The organism is Mycobacterium nebraskense (assembly GCF_002102255.1).
Taxonomy (GTDB): domain Bacteria; phylum Actinomycetota; class Actinomycetes; order Mycobacteriales; family Mycobacteriaceae; genus Mycobacterium; species Mycobacterium nebraskense.
This window is the reverse complement of the sequence record NZ_LQPH01000066.1, coordinates 1-23,540: the sequence shown is the minus strand read 5'-3', so window position 1 is coordinate 23,540 and position 23,540 is coordinate 1. Positions and strand designations below refer to the sequence as shown.

General features: G+C 68.3%; 21 protein-coding genes. 7 read left to right on the top strand and 14 right to left on the bottom strand.

Annotated features, from left to right (window positions below):
* The 5 genes from AWC17_RS06485 to AWC17_RS06460 form a co-directional block, all read right to left on the bottom strand.
* Entirely contained in the window at nucleotides 1–372 is a 372-nt protein-coding gene (locus AWC17_RS06485; RefSeq protein WP_046184125.1) for a hypothetical protein, read from the bottom strand.
* A gap of 246 nt (nucleotides 373–618) precedes the next feature.
* On the bottom strand, nucleotides 619–2,064 hold the full coding sequence (locus tag AWC17_RS06480) for a lipase maturation factor family protein (RefSeq protein WP_046184126.1): 1,446 nt from the start codon (nucleotides 2,062–2,064) through the stop codon (nucleotides 619–621).
* A gap of 86 nt (nucleotides 2,065–2,150) precedes the next feature.
* Nucleotides 2,151–6,353, bottom strand: coding sequence for an alpha-(1->3)-arabinofuranosyltransferase (locus tag AWC17_RS06475; protein ID WP_085164438.1), 4,203 nt, complete (start codon nucleotides 6,351–6,353; stop codon nucleotides 2,151–2,153).
* 235 nt (nucleotides 6,354–6,588) lie between these two features.
* Nucleotides 6,589–6,762 (bottom strand): DUF2613 domain-containing protein, encoded by a 174-nt coding sequence (locus AWC17_RS06465; protein WP_065443914.1) that lies wholly within the window; start codon nucleotides 6,760–6,762, stop codon nucleotides 6,589–6,591.
* An 85-nt stretch (nucleotides 6,763–6,847) separates the two neighbouring features.
* Nucleotides 6,848–7,048 (bottom strand): DUF2613 family protein, encoded by a 201-nt coding sequence (locus tag AWC17_RS06460; protein WP_046187457.1) that lies wholly within the window; start codon nucleotides 7,046–7,048, stop codon nucleotides 6,848–6,850.
* A gap of 130 nt (nucleotides 7,049–7,178) precedes the next feature.
* Here AWC17_RS06460 and AWC17_RS06455 point away from each other — a divergent pair, with 130 nt between their 5' ends.
* Genes AWC17_RS06455 through AWC17_RS06445 form a run of 3 tightly spaced genes read left to right on the top strand, consistent with a single transcriptional unit; the run spans nucleotide 7,179 to nucleotide 10,304 of the window.
* Entirely contained in the window at nucleotides 7,179–8,330 is a 1,152-nt protein-coding gene (locus tag AWC17_RS06455) for a glycoside hydrolase family 3 N-terminal domain-containing protein (protein WP_085164434.1), read from the top strand.
* A 53-nt stretch (nucleotides 8,331–8,383) separates the two neighbouring features.
* Nucleotides 8,384–9,037, top strand: coding sequence for a TetR/AcrR family transcriptional regulator (locus tag AWC17_RS06450; protein WP_046187211.1), 654 nt, complete (start codon nucleotides 8,384–8,386; stop codon nucleotides 9,035–9,037).
* 16 nt (nucleotides 9,038–9,053) lie between these two features.
* Nucleotides 9,054–10,304, top strand: coding sequence for a chloride channel protein (locus AWC17_RS06445; RefSeq protein ID WP_047323175.1), 1,251 nt, complete (start codon nucleotides 9,054–9,056; stop codon nucleotides 10,302–10,304).
* Here AWC17_RS06445 and AWC17_RS06440 read toward each other — a convergent pair.
* Together AWC17_RS06440 and AWC17_RS06435 are read right to left on the bottom strand one after the other, a co-directional pair.
* A complete protein-coding gene (locus tag AWC17_RS06440) occupies nucleotides 10,301–11,143 on the bottom strand; it encodes a MaoC/PaaZ C-terminal domain-containing protein (RefSeq protein ID WP_046183496.1) in 843 nt (280 codons plus the stop codon). The two genes, AWC17_RS06445 and AWC17_RS06440, sit on opposite strands and share 4 nt — an antisense overlap.
* A gap of 17 nt (nucleotides 11,144–11,160) precedes the next feature.
* Nucleotides 11,161–12,525 (bottom strand): 3-oxoacyl-ACP reductase, encoded by a 1,365-nt coding sequence (locus AWC17_RS06435; protein ID WP_047323174.1) that lies wholly within the window; start codon nucleotides 12,523–12,525, stop codon nucleotides 11,161–11,163.
* 150 nt (nucleotides 12,526–12,675) lie between these two features.
* Between AWC17_RS06435 and AWC17_RS06430 the strand changes: the two genes are divergently transcribed.
* The gene (locus tag AWC17_RS06430) at nucleotides 12,676–14,016 is read left to right on the top strand and encodes an acetyl-CoA C-acetyltransferase (protein WP_046183495.1); all 1,341 of its coding nucleotides are present in this window, start codon (nucleotides 12,676–12,678) and stop codon (nucleotides 14,014–14,016) included.
* Between the two features lie 299 nt (nucleotides 14,017–14,315).
* Here AWC17_RS06430 and AWC17_RS06425 read toward each other — a convergent pair whose 3' ends face one another.
* A complete protein-coding gene (locus tag AWC17_RS06425) occupies nucleotides 14,316–16,151 on the bottom strand; it encodes an acyl-CoA dehydrogenase (RefSeq protein ID WP_046183494.1) in 1,836 nt (611 codons plus the stop codon).
* Nucleotides 16,152–16,331: 180 nt separating this feature from the next.
* On the opposite strand from AWC17_RS06425, the gene AWC17_RS06420 reads away from it, so the two are divergent.
* Both AWC17_RS06420 and AWC17_RS06415 read left to right on the top strand, forming a co-directional pair.
* The gene (locus AWC17_RS06420) at nucleotides 16,332–17,378 is read left to right on the top strand and encodes an isopenicillin N synthase family dioxygenase (protein ID WP_046183493.1); all 1,047 of its coding nucleotides are present in this window, start codon (nucleotides 16,332–16,334) and stop codon (nucleotides 17,376–17,378) included.
* A gap of 6 nt (nucleotides 17,379–17,384) precedes the next feature.
* On the top strand, nucleotides 17,385–17,873 hold the full coding sequence (locus AWC17_RS06415; RefSeq protein WP_046183492.1) for a flavin reductase family protein: 489 nt from the start codon (nucleotides 17,385–17,387) through the stop codon (nucleotides 17,871–17,873).
* Between the two features lie 6 nt (nucleotides 17,874–17,879).
* Here AWC17_RS06415 and AWC17_RS32570 read toward each other — a convergent pair whose 3' ends face one another.
* The 5 genes from AWC17_RS32570 to AWC17_RS06395 all read right to left on the bottom strand — a co-directional run bounded on the left by AWC17_RS32570 (nucleotide 17,880) and on the right by AWC17_RS06395 (nucleotide 22,054).
* A complete protein-coding gene (locus AWC17_RS32570) occupies nucleotides 17,880–18,035 on the bottom strand; it encodes a hypothetical protein (RefSeq protein WP_007167353.1) in 156 nt (51 codons plus the stop codon).
* 99 nt (nucleotides 18,036–18,134) lie between these two features.
* On the bottom strand, nucleotides 18,135–18,881 hold the full coding sequence (locus AWC17_RS06410) for a succinate dehydrogenase/fumarate reductase iron-sulfur subunit (RefSeq protein ID WP_046183491.1): 747 nt from the start codon (nucleotides 18,879–18,881) through the stop codon (nucleotides 18,135–18,137).
* Nucleotides 18,881–20,797 carry a fumarate reductase/succinate dehydrogenase flavoprotein subunit gene (locus AWC17_RS06405; RefSeq protein WP_046183490.1) on the bottom strand — a complete coding sequence of 639 codons (1,917 nt, stop codon included), beginning with the start codon at nucleotides 20,795–20,797 and terminating at the stop codon, nucleotides 18,881–18,883. Before AWC17_RS06405 ends, AWC17_RS06410 begins: the two co-directional genes overlap by 1 nt.
* Before the next feature lie 45 nt (nucleotides 20,798–20,842).
* Entirely contained in the window at nucleotides 20,843–21,670 is an 828-nt protein-coding gene (locus AWC17_RS06400) for a hypothetical protein (RefSeq protein WP_046183489.1), read from the bottom strand.
* 78 nt (nucleotides 21,671–21,748) lie between these two features.
* Entirely contained in the window at nucleotides 21,749–22,054 is a 306-nt protein-coding gene (locus tag AWC17_RS06395) for a hypothetical protein (RefSeq protein WP_046183488.1), read from the bottom strand.
* A gap of 116 nt (nucleotides 22,055–22,170) precedes the next feature.
* On the opposite strand from AWC17_RS06395, the gene AWC17_RS06390 reads away from it, so the two are divergent.
* The gene (locus tag AWC17_RS06390; protein WP_046183487.1) at nucleotides 22,171–22,929 is read left to right on the top strand and encodes an isocitrate lyase/PEP mutase family protein; all 759 of its coding nucleotides are present in this window, start codon (nucleotides 22,171–22,173) and stop codon (nucleotides 22,927–22,929) included.
* A gap of 80 nt (nucleotides 22,930–23,009) precedes the next feature.
* On the opposite strand, the gene AWC17_RS06385 is transcribed toward AWC17_RS06390, so the two are convergent.
* Nucleotides 23,010–23,459, bottom strand: coding sequence for an Hsp20/alpha crystallin family protein (locus AWC17_RS06385; RefSeq protein WP_046183486.1), 450 nt, complete (start codon nucleotides 23,457–23,459; stop codon nucleotides 23,010–23,012).
* Nucleotides 23,460–23,540: the final 81 nt, after the last annotated feature.

Genomic DNA, 23,540 nt, shown 5'->3' with positions numbered 1-23,540 from the left:
TCACGGACACATCCAGGCAAAGGGCGGACAGACGCCGGTGTTCGGCGGCAGCCGCAGCCCGGGCGGCTGTCCCTGCACCATCAGCGCGGGGAGTCCGGAGTCAGGCGCGAAGTAATAGGTGTGGCAGACGTTCGTGTCCCAGTCCGGCATCCGCCGCATTTCGCCCACGTTCGGGCACCACATCTGGCTGCAGATGTGTGAGGTGTAGCAGCCCGGAGGTCCCTCGGGCGGGGCGCATTCCGGCGGCTGGTTAGCGCCGTTGTTTGTGGAGCAGACCGCATGGGCGGTGCCTGGGCCGAGCATCAAGTCCGCCGTCCACAGGCTGCCCGAGAGCACCAGCACCGTTGCGAGCCCCGCGATTGCTGGTTTCATGCTGGGCTCCTTCGTTGACGTATGTAGCTCCCATGGGGGCCTAAATCCTCATAATCATCGCTCTGACTGCCCGGGCATACCAAGAATCTCCGAATTCCTTGCGCGAGTGTGCATCTATGGCGATTGTCGGGGCTTTTCTGTGGGTGGGCGTGGCTAGTTTGGCGGTGTTAGTGTTGATCCCGAGGCGGTGTCGGCGGCTTTTGACGTCATCGATGCCGCCTTCCGCCACCCCGAAAACTGCATAGCTCAGCCCTGCTGTGAGGTCGCCGTGGGCAGCGCCAGCGGCCGGACGTATCCGCCGATCAGCGTCCGGTGCCACCAGGCCCGCTCACGGCGCAGCTCGGCGGGCGTCGTGAAACGATACTCATAGAGGCGCGCACGCACATACCGCGGCGGCGAATCGGGAAAAGGGTTGTGCCGCAACAAGCGCAGTGTTGGTCGATCGTTGCGCAGCAGCCGCTGCAGGAACGGCGTCAGCCACGGCTGCGCGTAGCCGGGCGAGATGGCGGCGAACCACATCAGCCAGTCCAGACGCAGGTGATAGGGCGCCCACTGTCGCGGAATCCGGCGCACGGCACCGGGCTTGCCCTTGAATTCGTATTCCTTCCAGACTGTCTGCTCGGTGAGGCGTGCTTCCTCGGTGCCTTCGATCACCACTTCGCGGCGGACGCGTCCGATGCTGCCGAACGCGCCGTAGGTGTTCACCAGATGAAAAGAGTTGAACGACGCGTTCATTCGCTGACGCGAGGACAGCATGTTGCGCACCGGCCAGTAGCTCATGAACAGCACCGCCGCGGCGAACGCGATCACCAGCGCGGCGAACCACAGCGGCGGTCCCGGCAGCGCGGCATGGGCGGGCGCGCCAAGCACCGCCGCGATCGACGAGTCGTCGATGGCGCTGCATGCCAACAGGATCGTCACCCAATTGAGCCAGGCGAAGTTGCCCGACGCCACCAGCCACAGCTGGGTGACGACGATGATCGCCGCGGCAATGCTGGCCACCGGTTGTGGCGCGAACAATCCGAACGGCACGATCAGCTGCGCGAAATGGTTGCCCGCCACCTCGATTCGATGCAGCGGCTTGGGCAGGTGGTGGAAGAACCAGCTCAACGGCCCGGGCAGGGGCTGCGTCTCGTGGTGGTAGTACAAGCACGTCAGGTTGCGCCAGCACGGATCGCCTCGCATCTTGATCAAGCCGGCACCGAATTCCACCCGGAACAACAGCAATCGGGCCATCCATAACGTGAGCACCGGCGGCGCCACGTGGTCGTTGCCGAGGAAGATCATCAGGAAGCCGGTTTCCAGCAGCAGCGACTCCCACCCGAACGCGTACCAGGTCTGCCCGACGTTGACGATCGAAAGGTAGAGCACCCACAGCGTCAGCCACATGAGCATCGCCGCCCAGAGCGGTACCGCGTCGGCCGCGCCGGCGACGATCGCCACCGACAGCGCAGCGCCAAACCAGGACACCGCCGAGAACAGGCGATCGGAGTAGCGCAGATGAAAGAGGCTGGGGGTCCGCCAAAACGACTGCCCGGCCAGAAACCGGGGGACGGGCTGGATTCCGTGCTCCCCGATGAGCGCCCGGAACTGCGCCGCGGCGGCGACGAAGGCAAGCAGGTAGACCACCGCGGCGCCCCGCTCGAGCGCCTCTCTGCCGAGCCAATATTCGGGTGCGGAAAACCAGCCCATGGCCGTAACTCCTCGAACGGTGGCGGTCACACAGACCCGCATATCCAGTCAAGCAGCCGACAAACCGGTAGCCAATAGCTGAAGGGCTATTCGTCGCGCGACCGGCGCACTCCGGATCGCATCGTCACCGCGGAAGCGGCGAGCACCGCAAGCGAAATCAGCGCCAGCAGCTGAACATTCGCGGAATGGCCGGCGTAGCCGTCGACCGATCGCCACGGGTGCCGCGACAACACCGCCCCGGCCAGAATGAGCCCACCCGCGCTCAGCACCACCGTGGCGCGGTCTAAGCGCCGCCGCCGCAGCGCGTACCGCAGGCCCAGGGCCGCGCCGACCACGACGACTCCGGCCGCCCCGGCGATCACCGCCCCGCAGGCCAGCACCGCGATCGCCGCCCATGTCCCCGGGTTCCACGGTCGGGCGGGTGCGTCGTCGGCACGCCTGCTCCGGGTGCGCCACAGCGCGAGCATGACCAGCAGCGGCAGCAAGGCCAGCCCCACCGCCAGACCCACCCGGTACGGCGTGTTGGACGGGAAGGTCAGCGTGATGGTGCCGGGGTCTCCCGGGGGCACCACCCAGCCCTGCTGCCACCCGTTGACGGCGACCGGGGTCAGCCGGGCCCCGGTGCTGGTGCGCGCCACCCAACCGGGGTTGATGCTCTCGGGGATGACCAGAACCCGCGATGCGGCCGACGGGGCAGCCTGCACCACGCGGCGATCCGGACCCCACGCCCGCCACACCGGAGCTCCGATGGCGCCGGGCTCGACGGCGGCCGGGGCCTGCGGTGACAGGTCGGCGCCGTCGACGACGAACTGAGCGCCCGGGCTGATCAGCAGCTCCTGCTGACCCGCCGGCAGCGCGATCGGGTCGCGGTCGCATGGCCGCGCCGCAACGGGTTGGTCGTCGAGCAGCGCGCCGACGGTGGTGTGGATCGACGTGTGCACGAACCGGCCCGCGACCGCGATGACCGGGCCGTGATCGCAGTCGACGGCGATCTCTCGCGCGCGATCGCGGGCGGGGTCGGCGGGTGCGATCGGGTTGCCGCCGGCCCCGAGTGCCGCCAGCTCGGCTAACCCCGGTGGCTTGAGCTGGTCGAAACCCAGCGCGTTGCGGTCGATGACGTCCTCCCAGTCCAGCAGGCTGACGGTGACGCTGTCGGTAACCCGGGGATTCAGCGAGAGCGTCTGCGGTTCACCGGGTTTCAACGAGCGCACCTGCGGGCCATCGCCCAGATTGACCGCCACCATCGTCGGGTGGGCGGGCAACGCCGACCGGCTCGGCACCAGCCGCAGCCCGGTGACCTCGGTGGGCCGCGGCAGGGTGAGCGTCAACGTGGGCGGGGTCTTGTGTTGCACGACCCGCTGCGGTGCCGTCCACGCGGTGGCCGGGTCGCCGTCGGTCGCCGCGTACGCCGAGCCGAGGACGTCGACCAGGTCGGAGTCGCCCCGCGCCCGGGTGGTGTTCGGCTCGGCGATCAGGTCTGCCAGCTTGGGCCCCTGCCGTGGCCGCACCCACACCATCGGGGTCACCGACATCGGCGCCGGAACGGTCAGCGTCCGGCTGAGGTTGACCGGCTCTTCGGGTGCCAGAGCCATCGATGGCGCGCAGCGCACGCCGTCGGACGCGGTCGCGCAGCCCGGCCTGCCGAGCAGTTCCGAACCCAGGTCCCACCCCGCGATCGCCGATCCCGGCGGCGGCCCCGGCACCCGCACGGTGTGCCTCAGGTCGAGCTGGTGGGCGAATCCGGACGCGTCGTACTGGGTGATCGACAGGTCGGTGATGCCGAATTGCACGCCGGGAGAACCGTCGTCGGTGCCCGCGGCGGTGACCCGCACCCACGGCGTCTCGCCATAGGGCAGCGCGGCGGCGAGCGGCTTGCCAGGCTCGTCGAAGCGCAGGGTGGTGCTGCCGGTCGCGGTTTCGATGAGGATGCGGCGGACCTGAGCGCCGACGGCGGTCGCGCTGGGCGTCAGGGTGATGGCCGCGTTGGTCACCGGATGGTCGAAATCGACCTGCAGCCACTGGCCGACGGCCGCCTGCAGCGAATTGGACACCCATGCGGTCGCCGAGTCGCCGTCGATGGCGGCGACGGGGGAGGTCGCCGGCGCGACGTCGGGCATCGCGGTGGAGTCCGACGACGAGCTCGACACGGTGATCCGCCCGCCGGACCAGGCGCCGACGACCGGGTCGGCGCCGGAGACGGGATAGTCGGGCACCCGGTTGTAGGTATGCCGCGCGTCGCCCGCGGCCCGGATGGCCGACGAATGTTGGTCCACCCGGCCGTAGTCCGTCTCGCGGGCCACCGGGGTGTCGGTGACGGTCACCATCGGCACCGGCACACCGGCGCCGCGCGCATCGGCGGCCATCAGCACCGGGCCCAGCGGCGGCTGGCCCTGGAGCCGTCGCCGCTCGTCGAGGCGCAGCAGCGCCTCCGGTCCGCCGTCGACCCGGGGCAGCTGGTCGACGTCGGCGAAGTAGGGCGCTCCCGGATCGCCGGCAACCCCCACCCGGTACACCACTCGGTAAATTTCGATGGCCGGGTATCGCGGACGCAGTCCACTGTCGGCGACGAAGCCCGCCAGGGTGCCGGGCCCCACCGGCTCGCCGAACTGCGCCACCTTCTGCAGCCCCGGGGACCCGTCGACGGCACGGTGCACCAGGATGGGGCGCGCCGAGCGCGACGTATCCGGATCCAGGTCGTTGCGCACCACCACATACGAAATACCTTGGTGGGCAAGGGTATCGGCCAGGCCGGCCGAGGGGCGCCCGGCGGCGAACAGGCGTTGCACCGAATCCAGCGCCCGGATGGTTTGCGGCGGGGTCAACGGGATGGAGTCGCGCACGCCCCAGGGGCTGCCGCCGAGCACCTGCAGCGGCTCGTCATGGCTGGTGCCCCACACCTGCGTGGCGAACGGCGCCCCCGGGGCAACCAGCACCCGACCGGGGACGGGGTTCCCGGTGTTGTGCTGGTCGAGCCAGTCGGCCGTCTCCTGCCAGTACCGGGGTATCGCGCTGAAGGTGCCGGGCGGGGTCAGCCGGCCGGTCCACGCCAGCGAGGTGCTCACCATCAGCGCCGTCAGGACGACGATCGCGACCGCCACCCGCCGGTCGCGCTCGGGGTGGGCGAACGCGCGCAGCCACACCGAGACGGGCCGCCAACCAGGGAGCGGTATCCGGCCCAGCACCTGCGCAATACCCAGCACTATCGGGATCCGGATCACCGATCCCAGCTTGTGCACGTTGCGCAGCGGCGCACCGCCGGCGTCCAGGAACGCCTGTACCGCGTGCGCGACCGGCGAGCCGAGGCCGCCGCTGTAGCCGGCGGCCATCAACACCACGCCGGCCAGCAGCATCGTCACCAGCCGTCCGCGGGCCGGCATCGCGGGACTGGTCAGCCCCGCCAGCCCGGCCGCCGCGACCAGGCAGGTGGCGAGGACGGCCGCCGAGCCGGTCACCAGCGGTGCGCCCGCGGTGGCGGTCGGCGCCACATACGGCGTCCAGCTCTCGGTGCCGCGCAATATCTCGGTCAGCGACGACCATTGCGTTGTCACACCGGAGGATTCGATGAAGTCCAGGAAGGGCGGGCTGATGGCCCGCAGCGTCACCAGCGCCACCACCCACCACGCCATCGCCAGGAACAGCGCCAGCAGCCACCACCCGGTGTAGCGCCACCACAGCCGGTTCGGCCGGTGGCACGCCCACCAGATCACCGCGGGCAGGCATCCGGCCAGCGTGGCGATCGCGTTGACCGCGCCCATCAACGCGACGGCCAGACCGGCCTGCGCGGCGAGCGTTCGCACCGATCGGTTGGTGGAGCCGCGCAGCGCCAGGATCGTGGGCAGCAACACCCAGGGCGCCAGCATCATCGGCAGGGTTTCCGACGAGATGGACCCCAGGGTGGTCAGCACCCGCGGCGACAGCGCGAACGCGGCGGCGCCGATCACCCGCGACGCCGGGCTGCCGATGCCCAGCGCCTCGGCGACCCGCAACAGTCCCCAGAAGCCGACGGTGAGCAACAGCGCCCACCACAGCCGTTGGGTGATCCACCCCGGCACCGAAAGCAGATGGCCGACGGCAAAGAAGGTGCCGTGCGGGAAGAGGTACCCGTAGGCCTGATTCTGCGCCTGCCCGAACGGCAGCTCGCTGTTCCACAGGTTGGTGGCCCGGGCCAGGAAGCGCAGCGGGTTGGCGGTGAGGTCGAGTTTGGTGTCGGGGGAGATCCGGCCCGGGGATTGGGCGAACGTCAAAAGCAGGGCGATCGCCCCGACCAACCACAGCCAGCGGCGTGAAATGGGCGCGGCCGGCGAACATGGGACCGGCGCGCCGGAGTCCGCTTTGGCCGCTGAATTCGATGGCGGCGACCCGTCCCCCGCAAGCGGGAGGTGCCCCCAGCGCCCGGCGCCGCGCTTGCGATCGCCGCTGTCTGATGGCGGCGACCCGCTGCGCCCGGCTTCGCCGCGCTTGCGATCGCCGCTGTCTGATGGCGGCGACCCGCTGCGCCCGGCTTCGCCGCGCTTGCGATCGCCGCTAGCTACGGTTGCCGTACTCGACCCGGTTGAGCACTGACGACTGCGGATCGCCCCCGGGGAGTGGCGGTTTCGTGTCCTGCTGCACCATCAAGGTGATCCCGAAGATCGCGGCCGCACCGAGCAACAGACCAACCACCACGCTCGCGGCGGCGGGCGCAATGATCCGGTTCATCAATTGCTCCTTACAGCATCTTCGATAACGTAGCGGCGGCCTAGCGCCAACCTAGCAGAAGCCGGTCGGCGCCCCGGAGCGCTCGTCAGGGCAGACAGTGCCCATGGAAGCACCGGTCGCCGTATTGCACCTGATGGGGCCCGAGCGGGTTCAGGGCCGCCGGACGGACCCGCACCGGTGCCACGCCGTGGTCGGCGACGGCAAGCGTGACGCCCAGGGTCGTCGCGACCCCGACCGACAGACCCACCGCGATGCTGGCCGCAGCGGCCAGGGTGAAACCGGTCATCGCTGGCTCCTTGATCTCGCCCCCGCTAGCCCAGCTAGCACCTGCCCACGAATGCCCGCGCGGTCAGAGAAGAAAACCTCGTCGCTCCCCAGACCCGGAGGCCGGGACCCCGCCGTGCAAACATGGCCCGATGTCATTTTCGCGCACCATGACCGTCGCAGGGGCCGTGCTCGCGTCCGTGTCGGCTCTGGTGGCGGGCTGCGCTCACCACGCCGCCTGGCCACCCGGCCCGTCGACCTCGGTCAGCAAGCCGCCGGCCGCGCCCGCGCCGCCGGCGTGCGGCGACGTCACCACGCTGCCGGTCCGCGACAAGCTGGCCCAGCTGCTGATGGTGGGCGTGAAAAACGCCGATGACGCCCGCTCGGTGGTCAACGGCTACCACGTCGGCGGCATCTTCATCGGCAGCTGGACGGACCTGTCGATCTTCAAGGGCCCGCTGGCCGACATCGCCGGGAAGGCGGGACCGCTCCCGCTTGCGGTCAGCGTCGACGAGGAGGGCGGCCGGGTGTCGCGGTTGCGGTCGCTGATCGGCTCGGCGCCATCGCCGCGGGAGCTGGCCCAAACCCAGACCGTCGCCCAGGTCCACGACTTGGCGGCCGAGCGGGGCAAGAAGATGCGCGAGCTGGGCATCACCATCGACTTCGCACCCGTCGTCGACGTCACCGACGCCACCGACGGCGTGATCGGGGACCGCTCGTTCGGTGGCGATCCCAACGCGGTCACCGCCTATGCCGGGGCGTACGCCCAAGGCCTGCGGGACGCCGGGCTGCTGCCGGTGCTCAAGCACTTCCCCGGACACGGGCACGGCTCCGGCGACTCGCACACCGGCGGTGTCGTGACGCCGCCGCTGAGCGACCTGCAGAACGTCGACCTGGTTCCTTACCGGACGCTGGTGACCGCGGCCCCGGTCGCGGTGATGCTGGGTCACTTGCAGGTCCCCGGGCTGACCGGCGACGACCCGGCAAGCCTGAGCCCCGCGGCGGTGCAGCTGCTGCGCAACGGCGTCGGCTACGGCGGTCCGCCGTTCAACGGCCCGGTGTTCACTGACGACCTGTCCAGCATGGGCGCCATCTCCGACCGGTACGGCGTCGCCGAGGCGGTGCTGCGCGCCCTGCAGGCCGGCACCGACGTCGCGCTCTGGGTCACCACCGACGAGGTCCCCGCCGTCTTGGACCGGCTGCAGAAGGCGGTGGCCGCCGGCGAACTGCCCGCGCAGCGGGTCGACGACGCGTTGGTGCGGGTGGCGGCGATCAAGGGCCGTAGCCCCGCCTGCGGCCACTAAGGCGTGTGCATTGCTTACTCTGGAGTCAGATAGACGGGCTAGAGAGGCAAGCGATGGCGGGTGGCACCAAGCGGTTACCGCGTGCTGTCCGCGAGCAACAAATGCTCGACGCCGCCGTGCAGATGTTCTCGGTGAACGGCTACCACGAGACCTCGATGGACGCCATCGCCGCCGAGGCGCAGATCTCCAAGCCGATGCTGTACCTGTACTACGGCTCCAAGGAGGACCTGTTCGGGGCCTGCCTGAACCGGGAGATGGGCCGGTTCATCGATGCGGTCCGCGCCGACATCGACTTCACGCAGAGCCCGAAAGACCTGCTGCGCAACACCATCGTGTCGTTCATGCGCTACATCGACGCCAACCGGGCGTCGTGGATCGTGATGTACACCCAGGCCACCAGTTCGCAGGCGTTCGCGCACATGGTGCGCGAGGGGCGTGAACAGATCATCGAGCTGGTCGCCGGCCTGGTGCGCGCCGGAAGCCGCACGCCGCGGACGGACCGCGAAAACGAGATGATGGCCGTGGCGCTGGTGGGCGCGGGCGAGGCGACGGCCAACCAGCTCAGCACCGGCGACATCGACGCCGACGAGGCGGCCGAGCTGATGATCAACCTGTTCTGGCACGGCTTGCGGGGCGCACCGGAGGAGCGGGAGGCTGCCGCCGCGGGACTGCCCGAGATGGGCGGACCCAGCGCCGCGGGGGGCTAACCCCTACATTCGTCATGTGGCTCGACCGCCCGCCCGCCGCAACGTCGACTTCTTCTGCGCCGTAATCATCGTCGGGTTGCTGGCCGGGGTTGCCGGATTGGCGACGACGTTCGTGCTGCGCTTCGTCCAGCACCTCACGTATCACTACACCTTTGGCGCGCTGCTTGCCGGCGTCGCCGGCAGCAGTCCGGTACGCCGCGCGCTGGGGCCGATGATCGGTGGGGCGTTGGCGGCAGTCGGGTGGTGGATCTTGCGCAGCAGAAGGCAAGTGCCGCCGCTGGCGGAGACCATCGCGCGCCGTGAGCCGATACCGCGGCTTTCCTGGAGCATCGACGCCATGCTGCAGGTGCTGCTCGTCGGATCCGGGGCGTCGCTTGGTCGGGAAGGGGCCCCGCGTCAATTCGCGGCGGCCCTGGGCGATTTCGGGACCGGCTGGCTCAAGGGGCTATCGCCCCGGGACCGCGAGGTGTTGCTGGCCTGCGCGGCCGGAGCCGGGCTGGGCGCCGTGTACGCCGTTCCGCTGGCCGGTGCGCTGTTCTCGGTGCGGATCCTGCTCACCACCTGGCATCCGCGGGCGGTTGGCGCGGCGTTCATTTCCTCCAGCCTGGCGGTCGCCGTCGGTTCGGCGATCACGCGGGATGAGCCGAACCTGCAGTGGCCGATCGGGGAGTCGACTTACCTGCTGACCGCGCACGGGCTGTTGCTGGCGCCGCTGACCCTCGTGGTGGGACTGGCCTTCAACCGGTTGATGGGGGCGGCCCGGCCGGCCAAGCAGATGCGGACGTGGGTGCTGGTTCCCGCGCTCGCCGGGGCCGGGCTGGTGATGGGCATCTGCTCGCATTGGTGGCCCGAGTTGCCCGGCAACGGCCGAAGCATCCTGACCGTCAGCTTGGCCAGTGGCATGACGCTGTTGTCGGCGCTCGCGATCCTCGCCCTGAAACCCTTGCTGACCGCGCTGTTTTTGCGTGCCGGCGGGGCCGGCGGAATGCTGACCCCGTCGCTGGCCACCGGCGCGGCCGCCGGGGCGGCGCTGGTGCTGGCGATCAACTGGGCGGCCGGGACCAGCCTGCACGTGCCGGCGGTGTCGCTGGCGGGCGCCGCCGGCGTGCTCGCGGTGACGCAGGGCTCACCGATCTGGGCGGCGATCTTCGTCTGGGAACTCGCCCGGCCGCCGCTGTGGTTGTTTCTTCTCTTCCTGCTGACCGCGACCAGCGCCCACGGGCTGAAAGTCCTTGTCAAAGGCCGCGGCCCGACGCACTCGGGCTAAAGCGCCCGGACCGTGCCGGTCAGATACGGGTAGCCCTTGGCGATGTTGCGCAGCGAAATGTCCCAGCCGTCGTGGCCTTCGTCGATGTAAAGCCCCGCGGTGCCGGGCAGCACCAGCGGCTTGCCGAACCGCACCGAATACTTCACCGCGTCCGGGAAGCGGGCTTCGATGTTGGCCAATACGGCTGCGGCGCTGAACATTCCGTGCGCGATGACGGTGGGGAAGCCGAACAGCTTGGCCGCGATCGGGTTGGTGTGGATCGGGTTGTGGTCGCCGCCGACGACGGCGTAGCGCCGGATCAGGCCGGGGCTGACGCGCACGACGGTGCTGGGCGGGGGCAGCTTGGGTTGCTTCTGCGGTGGCGGCTTGGGCTCGTCGGACAGGCTGGTGCGTTGCTGGTGCAGGAAGGTAGTCACCTGATGCCACGCGGTGTCGTTGCCGACACTCACGTCGGTCACCAGGTCGACCAGCAGGCCTTTGCGGTGCTCCCGCAGGTTCTCGGCGTGCACGCGCACACCGACGCTGTCGGTGACCGCGATCGGCCGGTACTGCGTGATGTGGTTCTCAACGTGCACCGAGCCCATTGCGGCAAAAGGAAAGTCGAACCCGGTCACCAGCGACATCATCGTGGGGAAGGTCAACGCGAACGGATACGTGAGCGGCACGTTGTTGCCGTAACGCAGGCCGGTGACCGCCGCGTACTCGGCCACGTTCGCGTGGTCGATGGGCAATTCCTCTATCGTTACCGTGCGCGTGGGCAGTTGGTTTCCGCGCGGCACCACCGGCAGTGCCCCGGCCGCCGCGCGCAGCATGTTCTTCAGGCCGCTTGGCTGGTTCATCGCGTTCTCCTCAGCAGCTATGCGCCCAGCATGGCCTGGCCGCAGACGCGAATGACGTTACCCGTCACCGCGTTTGACGCCGGACTGGCGAAGTAGGCGATGGTCTCCGCGACATCGACGGGTTGGCCGCCCTGCAGCAGCGAGTTCATCCGGCGGCCCACCTCGCGGGTGGCCAGCGGAATGGCAGCCGTCATCTGGGTTTCGATGAATCCCGGCGCGACGGCGTTGATCGTGATGCCCTTGCCGTAAAGCCCCGGCGCCAGCGCCTGGGTGAGGCCGATCATCCCGGCCTTGGTGGTGGCGTAGTTGGTCTGCCCGCGGTTGCCCGCGATGCCGGCCATCGAGGACAGCCCGATCACCCGACCTCCCTCGCCGATGCTGCCGTTGCCCACCAGCCCTTCGGTAAGCCGCAGTGGGGCAAGCAGATTGACGGCCAGGACGGCGTCCCAACGCGCGTCGTCCATGTTGGCCAACAGCTTGTCGCGGGTGATGCCGGCATTGTTGACCAGGACGTCGGCGCGTCCGCCGTGGTGCTCGCGCAGGTGCTCGGTGATCTTGTCGACGGCATCCTCGGCGGTGACGTCGAGCCACAACGCGGTGCCCCCGACCCGGCTGGCCGTCTCGGCCAGCGTCTCGGCGGCCGACTCGACGTCGATCGCGACGACGCGCGCGCCGTCGCGGGCGAACACCTCCGCGATCGTCGCACCGATCCCGCGGGCCGCGCCCGTCACGATCGCGACCTTGCCGTCCAGCGGCCGCTCCCAGTCGGCCGGCGGCGTGGCATCGGCCTCGCCGATGTAGAACACCTGGCCGTCGACGTAGGCGGACTTGGCCGACAGGATGAACCGCATGGTCGATTCCAGGCCAGTCGCAGCGGGTTTGGCATCGGGCGACACATACACCAGCGCCACCGTGGTGCCGTTGCGCAACTCCTTGCCCAGCGAGCGGGTGAAGCCCTCCAACGCGCGCTGTGCGATCCGTTCGTGCGGGCTGGCGGCGGCGTCGGGCGTGGTGCCGACCACCGCGACGCGCGCGGAATGGCCCAGGTTGCGCAGCAGCGGCGTGAAGAACTCGTACAAACCCTTGAGCCCCTCCGGCGTCGTGATGCCGGTGGCGTCGAACACCAGCCCGCCAAACTGGTCGGCCCAGCGTCCACCGAGGTTGTTGCCCACCAGGTCGTAGTCCTTGGCCAACGCGGCACGCAGCGCCTCGACCATCCGGCCCTCACCGCCGATCAGCAGCGATCCGGCCAGGGGCGGATCGCCGGGCCGGTAGCGGCGCAGTGTCTCGGGTTGCGGGACACCGAGCTGCTTGGCGAGAAACGATCCAGGACCGGAATTGACAATCTGCGAGAACAGATCGGACGAGACCTTGGGAGCCACCGGAGCTACCTTCCATGTGCTTTCTAAGTCGGGGTATGCCTACCGCATAACCGTAACGACGACGAACTTACTTCAGAGTAAGAACAGTGGGTAGTATGGCCCCAACGGGCGATACGGAAACCAATAGACCGCAGATACACGGAGAAGACAGTGGCCCCTGCAAGTTCTGAGGCAAGCAACCAGCGCAATTCGCAGCGTCGACGAGTCGCCGTGCTGGGCGGCAATCGCATCCCGTTCGCCCGGTCCGACGGCGCCTATGCCGAGGCGTCCAACCAGGACATGTTCACCGCCGCCCTGGGTGGGTTGGTGGACCGCTTCGGGCTGGCCGGTGAGCGACTGGGCATGGTGGTCGGCGGCGCGGTGCTCAAGCACAGCCGGGACTTCAACCTCACCCGCGAATGCGTGCTGGGTTCCGAGCTGTCGTCGTACACGCCGGCGTTCGACCTGCAACAGGCGTGCGGCACCGGCCTGCAGGCGGCCATCGCCGCGGCCGACGGCATCGCGTCCGGGCGCTACGACGTGGCCGCGGCCGGCGGGGTGGACACCACCTCGGACCCGCCGATCGCCCTGGGGGACAACCTGCGCCGGACCCTGCTCAAGTTGCGCCGGTCCAAGTCCAACGTCCAGCGGCTCAGGCTGGTCGGCACGCTGCCCGCGAACGTTGGCATCCAGATCCCGGTCAACAGCGAGCCGCGCACCGGGTTGTCCATGGGCGAGCACCAGGCGATCACCGCCAAGGAGATGGGCATCAAACGGGTCGACCAGGACCAGCTGGCCGCCGCCAGCCACCGCAACATGGCCGCCGCCTACGATCGCGGCTTCTTCGACGACCTGGTCACCCCGTTCCTGGGGCTGTACCGCGACGACAACCTGCGCCCGGACTCGTCGGCGGAGAAGCTCGCGAAGCTCAAGCCGGTGTTCGGTGTGAAGTCCGGCGACGCGACGATGACGGCCGGCAACTCGACGCCGCTGACCGACGGGGCTTCGGTCGCGCTGCTGGCCGGGGAGGAGTGGGCGGCCGCCCATTCGCTGACGCCACTGGCCTTCCTGGTGGATTCGGAAACCGCCGCCGTCGACTACGTCAACGGCCGTGACGGCCTGCTGATGGCGCCGACCTACGCGGTGCCGCGGCTGTTGGCCCGCAACGGCCTGGGCCTGCAGGACTTCGACTTCTACGAGATCCACGAGGCGTTCGCCTCGGTGGTGCTGGCGCACCTGCAGGCATGGGAGTCGGAGGACTACTGCAAGGAGCGGCTCGGCCTCGACGCAGCGCTGGGCTCGATCGACCGGTCCAAGCTCAATGTCAACGGCTCGTCCCTGGCCGCCGGGCATCCCTTTGCCGCCACCGGCGGGCGGATCCTCGCCCAGGCGGCCAAGCAGCTCGCAGAGAAGAAGGCCGAGCGCAAAGGTGGCGCGGGCAAGCCGCTGCGGGCCCTGGTCTCCATCTGCGCCGCCGGCGGCCAGGGCGTGGCCGCGATCCTCGAGGCCTGACCGCCCGCTGAGCCGGCCGGGCATCGTGGCGCTTTCATGAAATCGGTCACAGCGGGTTAGTAAATCGAGCGGAGGGGTATCCGAGTGCCCGGATGACCCCGTGTTGTGGTCTGACCCCCCGACCCCGACGGCAATACGGGGCATCCCCGAAACGACCGCCGGTCAGCGCGGACGGGCGTGCGAAAAGGGCCGCCGCTGGAGTGAGGGGATCCAGCGGCGGCCTTTTTGTTGCCATTTTGATGTCGGCGGAATGCCAAAACCCCGCTCCCTTTCGGAAGCGGAGTTTTGGCTGATGCCTGTCAGAAGGCGGCTTCGTCGAGCTCCATGATGTCGTTGTCCAGCGTCTCGATCACCTCACGGGTGCTGGCGAGCAGCGGCAGGAAGTTCTTCGCGAAGAACGACGCCACCGCGACCTTGCCCTCGTAGAAGGACCGCTCCTCGCCGCTGGCGCCGGCGTCCAGCGCCTGCACAGCCACCGCGGCCTGACGCTGCAGCAACCAGCCGATGACCAGGTCGCCGACGCTCATCAGGAAGCGCACCGATCCCAGGCCCACCTTGTAGAGACTGGTCACGTCCTCCTGCGCCGCCATCAGGTAGCCGGTCAGCGTGGCCGCCATCGCCTGGACGTCGGCCAGGGCCTTCGCCAGCAGCTCGCGCTCGGACTTCAGCCGGCCGTTGCCGGACTCGCTGTCCACGAACTTCTGGATCTCACCCGATACGTGGGCCAGCGCCACACCCTTGTCGCGGACGATCTTGCGGAAGAAGAAGTCCTGCGCCTGGATGGCCGTGGTGCCCTCGTAGAGGGAGTCGATCTTGGCGTCCCGGATGTACTGCTCGATCGGGTAGTCCTGCAGGAAGCCGGACCCACCGAAGGTCTGCAGGCTCTCGGTGAGCTTGGCATAGGCCTGCTCCGAACCGACGCCCTTGACCACCGGCAACATCAGGTCGTTGACCTTGACGGCCAGCTCGGCGTCCACACCGTGCACCGCCTCGGCAACCGCCGCGTCCTGGTAGGTCGCGGTGTACAGGTACAGCGCCCGCAGACCCTCGGCGTAGGCCTTCTGGGTCATCAGCGACCGGCGCACGTCGGGGTGGTGCGTGATGGTCACCCGCGGCGCGGTCTTGTCGGTCATCTGCGTCATGTCGGCGCCCTGCACGCGGGACTTGGCGTACTCCAGCGCGTTCAGGTAGCCGGTCGACAGGGTCGCGATGGCCTTGGTGCCGACCATCATGCGGGCTTGCTCGATCACGTCGAACATCTGCGCGATCCCGTCGTGCACCTCGCCGACCAGCCAGCCCTTGGCGGGCACGTCGTGCTGGCCGAAGGACAGCTCACAGGTGGCCGAAACCTTCAGGCCCATCTTGTGCTCGACGTTGGTCACGAAGACGCCGTTGCGCTCGCCCAGCTCGCCGGTCTCGAAGTCGAACAGGAACTTCGGCACGAAGAACAGCGAAAGGCCCTTGGTACCGGGACCGGCGCCCTCGGGGCGGGCCAGCACCAGGTGGAAGATGTTCTCGAACATGTCGCCGGAGTCGCCTGACGTGATGAAGCGCTTGACCCCGTCGATGTGCCACGAGCCGTCCTCTTGCTGGACCGCTTTGGTCCGCCCGGCGCCGACGTCGGAACCGGCGTCCGGCTCGGTGAGCACCATGGTGGAGCCCCACCCGCGCTCGGCGCAGATCACGGCCCACTTCTTCTGCTCCTCGGTGCCGAGGTGGTAGAGGATGTTGGCGAAGCCGGCGCCGCCGGCGTACATCCACACGGCGGGATTGGCGCCCAGCAGGTGCTCGTGCAACGCCCACAGCAGTGCCTTGGGCATCGGCATCCCGCCCAGGGCCTCCTCGAGGCCTACCTTGTCCCAACCGGCTTCCTGGACGGCGCGGATGGAATTCTTGAACGACTCCGGCAGCGTCACCGAGTGGGTCTTCGGGTCGAAAACCGGTGGATTGCGGTCGCCCTCGACGAACGAGTCGGCCACCGGGCCTTCGGCCAGTCGGCTGATCTCTGTCAACATTTCGCGGGCGGTGTCGGCGTCCAGGTCGGTGTATTCGCCGGCGCCTAAAGCTTGGTCAACGCCCAATACCTCGAACAGGTTGAACGCCTGGTCGCGGACGTTGCTCTTGTAGTGGCTCACTACGGTTCCTCCTCGTTGAGAATGCCACTTGTTGGTTGGGTACTAGGTCTAAGTTACCCACCAGTAACACCGTTAAAATATCGCTCAGGGTCAGTTCTGCGCAAGTTAATGTGAGCTAGATTCCATCGTCTAATTAACCAACCGGTTGGGAAGTCGGTGGGGAGGCTCTGACCTGCGGCGATGATGGGACGGATAAGAACTGTGGGGAGCGTCACCGCCCTGCCCGTGGTGGATCTGCGGGCGGGCGAGGCCCAACTGCGGCGGGGTCTGCGCGAGGCCGCTCACGAGGTGGGGTTCTGCTACCTGACCGGTCATGGCGTCTCCGACGGGCTCGCCCGCAGGGTGTTGGAGGCCGCGCGCCGGCTGTTCGAGCTGCCTCAAACCGACAAAGATGCGATCGCCATGGTGCGCAGTCCGCATTTCCGCGGCTATACCCGGATGGGCGGCGAGCTGACCCGAGGCCAGGTGGACTGGCGAGAGCAGATCGATATCGGGCCGGAACGTGCCCCGGTCGGGGGGCCCGGCAAGCCCGACTACCTGTGGCTGCAGGGGCCCAACCAGTGGCCGGCCGCGTTGCCCGAATTGCCCGGCATCATCGCCGAGTGGGACGCCGCGCTGTCCGCGGTGGCACGCACCCTGCTCCGGCACTGGGCGGCCGCCTTGGGCAGCCCGTCGGACGCCTTCGGCCCCGCCTTCGCCGAAACGCCCGCCACGCTGATCAAGATCGTGCGCTACCCGCGGACCGCGGCCTCGTCGCAGGGCGTGGGCCCGCACAAAGACTCCGGCGTGCTCACGCTGCTCCTGGCCGAGCCGGGGAGCCGGGGCCTGCAGGTGCGGCGGCCCGGCACACAGGAGTGGATCGACGTGCCGCCCACCGACGGCTCCTTCGTCGTCAACATCGGCGAGCTCCTGGAGGTGGCGACGGGCGGTTACCTTCGGGCCACCGAGCACCGGGTGAACCTGGACGGGCAGCCGGCGGACCGGATTTCGGTGCCGTACTTCTTCAACCCGCGACTGGACGCGCAGATCCCCTTGCTGACGCTGCCCCCCGAACTGCAAGCGAGCGCCGGCCGGGTGACCGACCCCTCGGATCCGATCTTCTCCGTCTACGGCCGCAACGCCTGGAAGAGCAGGTTGCGCGCGCATCCCGATGTGGCTTCGGCGCACGGATATTCGGCAGGTAGGGTCGGGAATGAGAATCCCGTTCTCGGCTCAAGGGGCGAATGAATTCCGGTGAACTCGAACACGAACCTGACACCGTCCACGCTGCGTGAGGCCTTCGGCCACTTCCCCTCGGGGGTGGTGGCCATCGCCGCCGAAGTCCAGGGAACCCGGGAAGGGCTGGCGGCCAGCACCTTTGTCCCCGTCTCCCTGGATCCGCCGCTCGTCTCGTTCTGCGTCCAGAACACGTCGACGACGTGGCCCAAGCTCAAGGACCTGCCCATGCTGGGCATCAGCGTGCTCGGCGAGGCCCACGACGAGGCCGCGCGCACCCTGGCCGCCAAGACCGGGGACAGGTTCGCCGGTCTCGAGACGGAATCCAGGCAGAGCGGCGCGGTGTTCATCAAGGGCACCGCCCTCTGGCTGGAAAGCGCAATCGAACAGCTGATCCCGGCCGGGGATCACACCATCGTGGTGCTCCGGGTCAACGAAGTGACCATCGACGCCGAGGTCGCACCTATCGTGTTTCACCGCAGCGTGTTCCGGCGCCTCGGCGTCTGAACGCGGCTATGGCCGGCGGCTGAGTTCCGCCCGAAAGCCCGCTATCCGCTGCTCGATCTCCGCGGCGTCGTCGTGGCGGCCTTCCTTGCGCGCAAGGTCGGCGCGAACCGACAACTCCCGGATTGCGGTTCGAATTTCGTTGATGCTGGTGGTTTCTCGCATATCTCCCACGCTGCCTTCAGAGTTGAGGGCTGACCGTCGGGTGTGGACCCAACAGGTTATATGCGAGTACCCGGTGCGCCGGGCGGGCTAACGCCCGGGTCAGCGCCGGAACAGTTTGTTGCCCAGCCACACCACGGGGTCGTACTTGCGGTCGACGACCCGCTCTTTCATCGGGATCAGCGCGTTGTCGGTGATCTTGATGTTTTCCGGGCACACCTCGGTGCAGCACTTGGTGATGTTGCAGTAGCCCAGGCCGTGCTCCTCCTGGGCCTGGTTGCGCCGGTCCAGCGTGTCCAGCGGGTGCATCTCGAGTTCGGCGATCCGCATCAGGAAGCGCGGTCCGGCGAACGCCTTCTTGTTCTCCTCGTGGTCGCGCACCACGTGGCACACGTTCTGACACAGGAAGCACTCGATGCACTTACGGAACTCCTGCGAGCGCTGCACGTCGGACTGCGCCATCCGGTACTCGCCCGGCTGTAGATCCTTCGGCGGCGCGAAGGCGGGGATCTCGCGCGCCTTCTCGTAGTTGAAGGAGACGTCGGTGACCAGGTCCCGGATCACCGGGAACGTCCGCAGCGGCGTCACCGTCACCACCTCGTCCTCGGCGAAAGTGGACATCCGGGTCATGCACAACAACCGCGGCACCCCATTGATCTCCGCCGAGCAGGAGCCGCACTTGCCGGCCTTGCAGTTCCATCGCACCGCGAGGTCGGGAGTCTGGGTCTGTTGCAGGCGATGGATGATGTCGAGCACCACCTCGCCCTCGTTGACCTCCACCGTGAAGTCCTGCAGCGCGCCGTCGGCATCGTCACCGCGCCACACACGCATGGTCGCGTTGTAGGTCATTAGCCTCTCCGTCCTGGATGCTCGGCCAGCTCGTCGTCGGTGTAGTACTTCTCCAGCTCGGAGATCTCGAAGAGCTCCAGCAGATCGGACCGCATCGGCACCTGGTCTTTGCGGGTGATGCTGATGTCCGGGATCACCTCGTCGCCGCCGGCGGCCTGGCAGACCAGCAGCACCTTGCGCCAACCCGAGTCCATCGACGGGTGGTCGTCGCGGGTGTGGCCCCCGCGGCTTTCGGTGCGCTCCAGCGCGGCCTTGGCGACGCACTCGCTGACCAGCAGCATGTTGCGCAGATCGATGGCCAGGTTCCAGCCCGGGTTGTACTGGCGACCGCCCTCCACGTGCATGTTCTTGAACCGCTCGCGAAGCTTGTCGAGTCGTCCGAGGGCCTCGGAGATCTCGTCCGCCTTGCGGATGATGCCCACCAGGTCGTTCATCGACTGCTGCAGCTCGAGCTGCAGCGTGTAGGGGTTCTCCGCCGGGGCGCCGTTGGTCGGCCCCTCGAAGGGGGACAGCGCCCGCTTCGACGCGGTTTCGACGGCCTCCGCCGAGATCGTCGGGCGGCTGCCGAGGGCCCGCACGTAGTCGGCCGCGCCCAGCCCGGCCCGCCGGCCGAACACCAGCAGGTCCGACAGCGAGTTGCCGCCCAGCCGGTTGGAGCCGTGCATGCCGCCGGAGCACTCGCCCGCGGCGAACAGCCCGGGAACGGTGGCCGCGCCGGTGTCGGCGTCCACCTCGACACCGCCCATCACGTAGTGACAGGTGGGCCCGACTTCCATCGGCTCCTTGGTGATGTCGACCCCGGCCAGCTCCTTGAACTGGTGGTACATCGACGGCAGGCGTCGCTTGATCTCCTCGGGCGTCAACCGGGACGCGATGTCGAGGAACACGCCGCCGTGCGGGCTGCCCCGGCCGGCCTTGACCTCCGAGTTGATCGCGCGCGCGACCTCATCGCGGGGTAGCAGGTCGGGGGTGCGGCGGGCCGAGTCGTTGTCCTTGAGCCACTGGTCGGCCTCTTGCTCGGACTCCGCGTACTGGCCTTTGAACACCGGCGGGATGTAGTCGAACATGAACCGCTTGGTGTCGGAGTTCTTCAGCACACCGCCGTCACCGCGGACACCCTCGGTGACGAGGATCCCCTTCACGCTGGGCGGCCACACCATGCCCGTCGGGTGGAACTGGACGAACTCCATGTTGATCAGGGACGCGCCCGCCCGCAGGGCCAGCGCGTGTCCGTCGCCGGTGTACTCCCAGGAGTTAGAGGTGACCTTGAACGACTTGCCGATCCCGCCGGTAGCAAGCACCACGGCGGGCGCCTCGAACAGGACGAACTGGCCCGTCTCGCGCCAGTAACCGAACGCCCCGGCGATCGCGTCACCGTCCTTGATCAGCTCGGTGATCGTGCATTCGGCGAATACCTTGATCCGTGCCTCGTAGTCGCCGAGCTCGGCGTGGTCCTCCTGCTGCAGCGACACGATCTTCTGCTGCAACGTCCGGATCAGTTCCAGGCCGGTGCGGTCACCGACGTGCGCCAGCCGCGGGTACGTGTGCCCGCCGAAGTTGCGCTGACTGATCTTGCCGTCTTTGGTGCGGTCGAACAGCGCGCCGTAGGTTTCCAGCTCCCAGACCCGGTCCGGGGCCTCCTTGGCGTGCAGTTCGGCCATCCGCCAGTTGTTTAGGAACTTCCCACCGCGCATGGTGTCGCCGTAGTGGGTCTGCCAATTGTCTTTCGGGTTGGCGTTACCCATAGCCGCCGCAGCACCACCCTCGGCCATGACCGTGTGGGCCTTGCCGAACAGCGACTTGCACACCACGGCGACCTTGAGGCCGCGTTCCCGCGCCTCGATGACCGCACGCAGCCCTGCGCCGCCGGCACCGATGACGACTACGTCGTAAGCATGCCGTTCGACCTCAACCATGAAAACCCTCGCTAGCTAAGTTCTGATTGTTCTTCAAATGGCTTGTCAGCCAACAAATCTCAGGTCACCAATGGTGCCGCTGGCAACCAGCGCGATGTAGAAATCGGTGAGCATCAGGGTGCCGAGCGTGATCCAGGCGTACATCTTGTGTCGGGTGTTGATAACGCTGACCTGGGTCCAGATCCAGTACCGCACAGGGTGCTTGGAGAAGTGCTTGAGCCGGCCGCCGGTCACGTGCCGGCACGAGTGGCAGGACAGTGTGTAGATCCACAGCATGATCACGTTGCCGAGCAGGATCAGGTTGCCCAGACCGAAGCCGAATCCCCCGGGCCCGCTCTCGGAATGGAACGCCACGATCGCGTCGTAGCTGTTGATCACCGAGATGATGCCGGCGATGTAGAAGAAATAACGGTGGGTGTTCTGGATGATCAGCGGGAACCTGGTCTCGCCGGTGTAGTGGACGCGGGGCTCGGCCACCGCGCAGGCGCTGGGCGACTGCCACACCGTGCGGTAGTAGGCGCCACGGTAGTAGTAGCAGGTCAGCCGGAACAGCAGCAGGAACGGCAGCGAAAGCGCCGCGTACGGCAGCCACCACACGTCGGGCAGGAACTGTGGCCAGATGTCGCCGGCCTCACCGCAAGCCTTGCTGACGCAGGGTGAGTAGAACGGCGTCAGGTAGTGGTACTTCGGGACGAAGAAGTAATCCTGCTGGAATGCGCGCGCCGTCGCGTAGATGATGAACGCGGCGAAACCCAGGTCGATCCGCAGCGGCGACATCCACCACCGGTCGGTGCGTAGGGTCCGTTGCGGGATGCGGGCGCGCGTGGGTGAAAAGACACCTGACGCAGGACGGTTCGCCGTGGGTGCGCTCATCTAGTGTTCCTCTTCGAACGGGCTGTTGGTCGAAGGGTACACAGAGAGCACCCCCTCATTTCCGGGGGGCTTCGGTTGTCAGGACCTGCTGTGACCCCCGACACCCTCGTCGTCGACATCGCGCCAGAATTCGCTGTCGTACGGGGTGTCGGGAATGACGACTTTCTCGCTGGACTGCTGGACGGTGGCGCGCGCGAGGTCCAATTCGGACATGTCTGAGTCAAGCAGTTCGACGTCGGACAGGATCCGGTCGGCGTCGATGACGATGCGCCGCAGCGCCGGGCTGTCACCGTAGCGACTCTTCAAGGAGCCCACACACCGCCGCAGGCCGCCGATGAGGTCGTGAAGTTCGGCGAGTTCAGTAGTGCCGGTAGGGGGCGTCAACGGAGATCTCCTCGGGCAGACGGTGTTACGGATCACAGTACGCCCCCGATACTATCCACGGCACGGCCTGACGTCAGGCGACTCACTTCCCTTACCCCTACGGAGCAAACCCGCCTATGACAGGCCAGACCGCCGCAGAACGTGCCACCGCGCTGCTCGACCTGCACCGGCCGGGTGACCCGGTGGTGCTGCCGACCGTGTGGGATGCCTGGTCGGCCCGCCTCGCCACCGACGCGGGGTTCGCCGCGCTGACCGTGGGCAGCCATCCCATGGCCGACTCGATCGGCAAGCCCGACAACGAGGGCATGTCGTTCGACGACGTCCTGACCCGGGTCGCCCAAATCACCGCCGCGGTCGACGTCCCGGTGTCGGTGGACATCGAGTCCGGCTACGGCCAGTCGGCCCAGCGCTTGATCGAGGGCCTGCTGGGCGTGGGCGCCGTCGGACTGAACATCGAAGACACCGTGCACTCGGAGGGCAAGCGGCTGCGGTCAGCCGGTGAGCACGCCGAATTAGTAGGTGCGCTGCGGTCGGCCGCCGACGCGGCCGGGGTGCATGTCGTGATCAACGCCCGGACCGATCTCTTCCTGCGCAGGGACGGAGACGATTCGGACCGCGTCGAACGGGCGGTGGCGCGGCTGACCGAGGCGGCCGAGGCCGGCGCCGATGTGCTCTATCCGGTGGGCCGCCACGACGCGGAGACGTTGCGGCGTTTGGCCGCGGAGCTGCCGTTACCGATCAACGCGATCGCGCTGCCCGACCAGGACGACCCGGCGTCGTTCGGGCCGCTGGGTGTCGCCCGGATCAGCTTCGGCCCCTTCTTCCAGGCCGCGCTGGCGATCCGGGCCAAGGAACTGCTGGGCCGCTGGGGCTAGGGCCTCCCGGGTGGGCAAAACCCCTGTGCGGCAGACGAATCCGGCGGGGCCGGTGACCCCGCCGGATCGTCGTCCACCTATTACTTGGTGATCTCGATGCGCTGCGCCTGGTTTCCCGCTCGGTCTTTGAAGGCGCCGGTGACCCGCACAGTGAGCACGCCGGCGTCGTAGGAGGCCGTGATGGCGTCCCCGGTGACGTGGGCGGGCAGCCGGAACGACCGGCGGAAGGATCCGTAACGGACCTCGCGCAGGGTGCGGCCGTCTTTCTCTTGGGCGTGCTCGTCGCGGCGTTCGCCGTGGATCACGAGTCGGCCGCGGTCGACCTCCACATTGACGTCCTTCTCGACGTCAACGCCGGGGAGCTCGACACGTACGATCGCGTCGTCGCCGTCCTTGACGATCTCCGCGGCGGGGCTGAAACCGCTGGTCGCCGGCTTGTACCAATCCGACGCGGCGGCGGGGCCGAAGAAGTCGCGCAACCACCGGTCGGTGTCCCAGGCCGGTCGCGACCACAATGCGAGATTACTCATGGGGTCCTTACCTTTCTTGCAGGGTGGTTGTTGCCCTCGGCCGTAGGCTTCGAACTGCCCAGGGACGTCGGGTATGGCTTT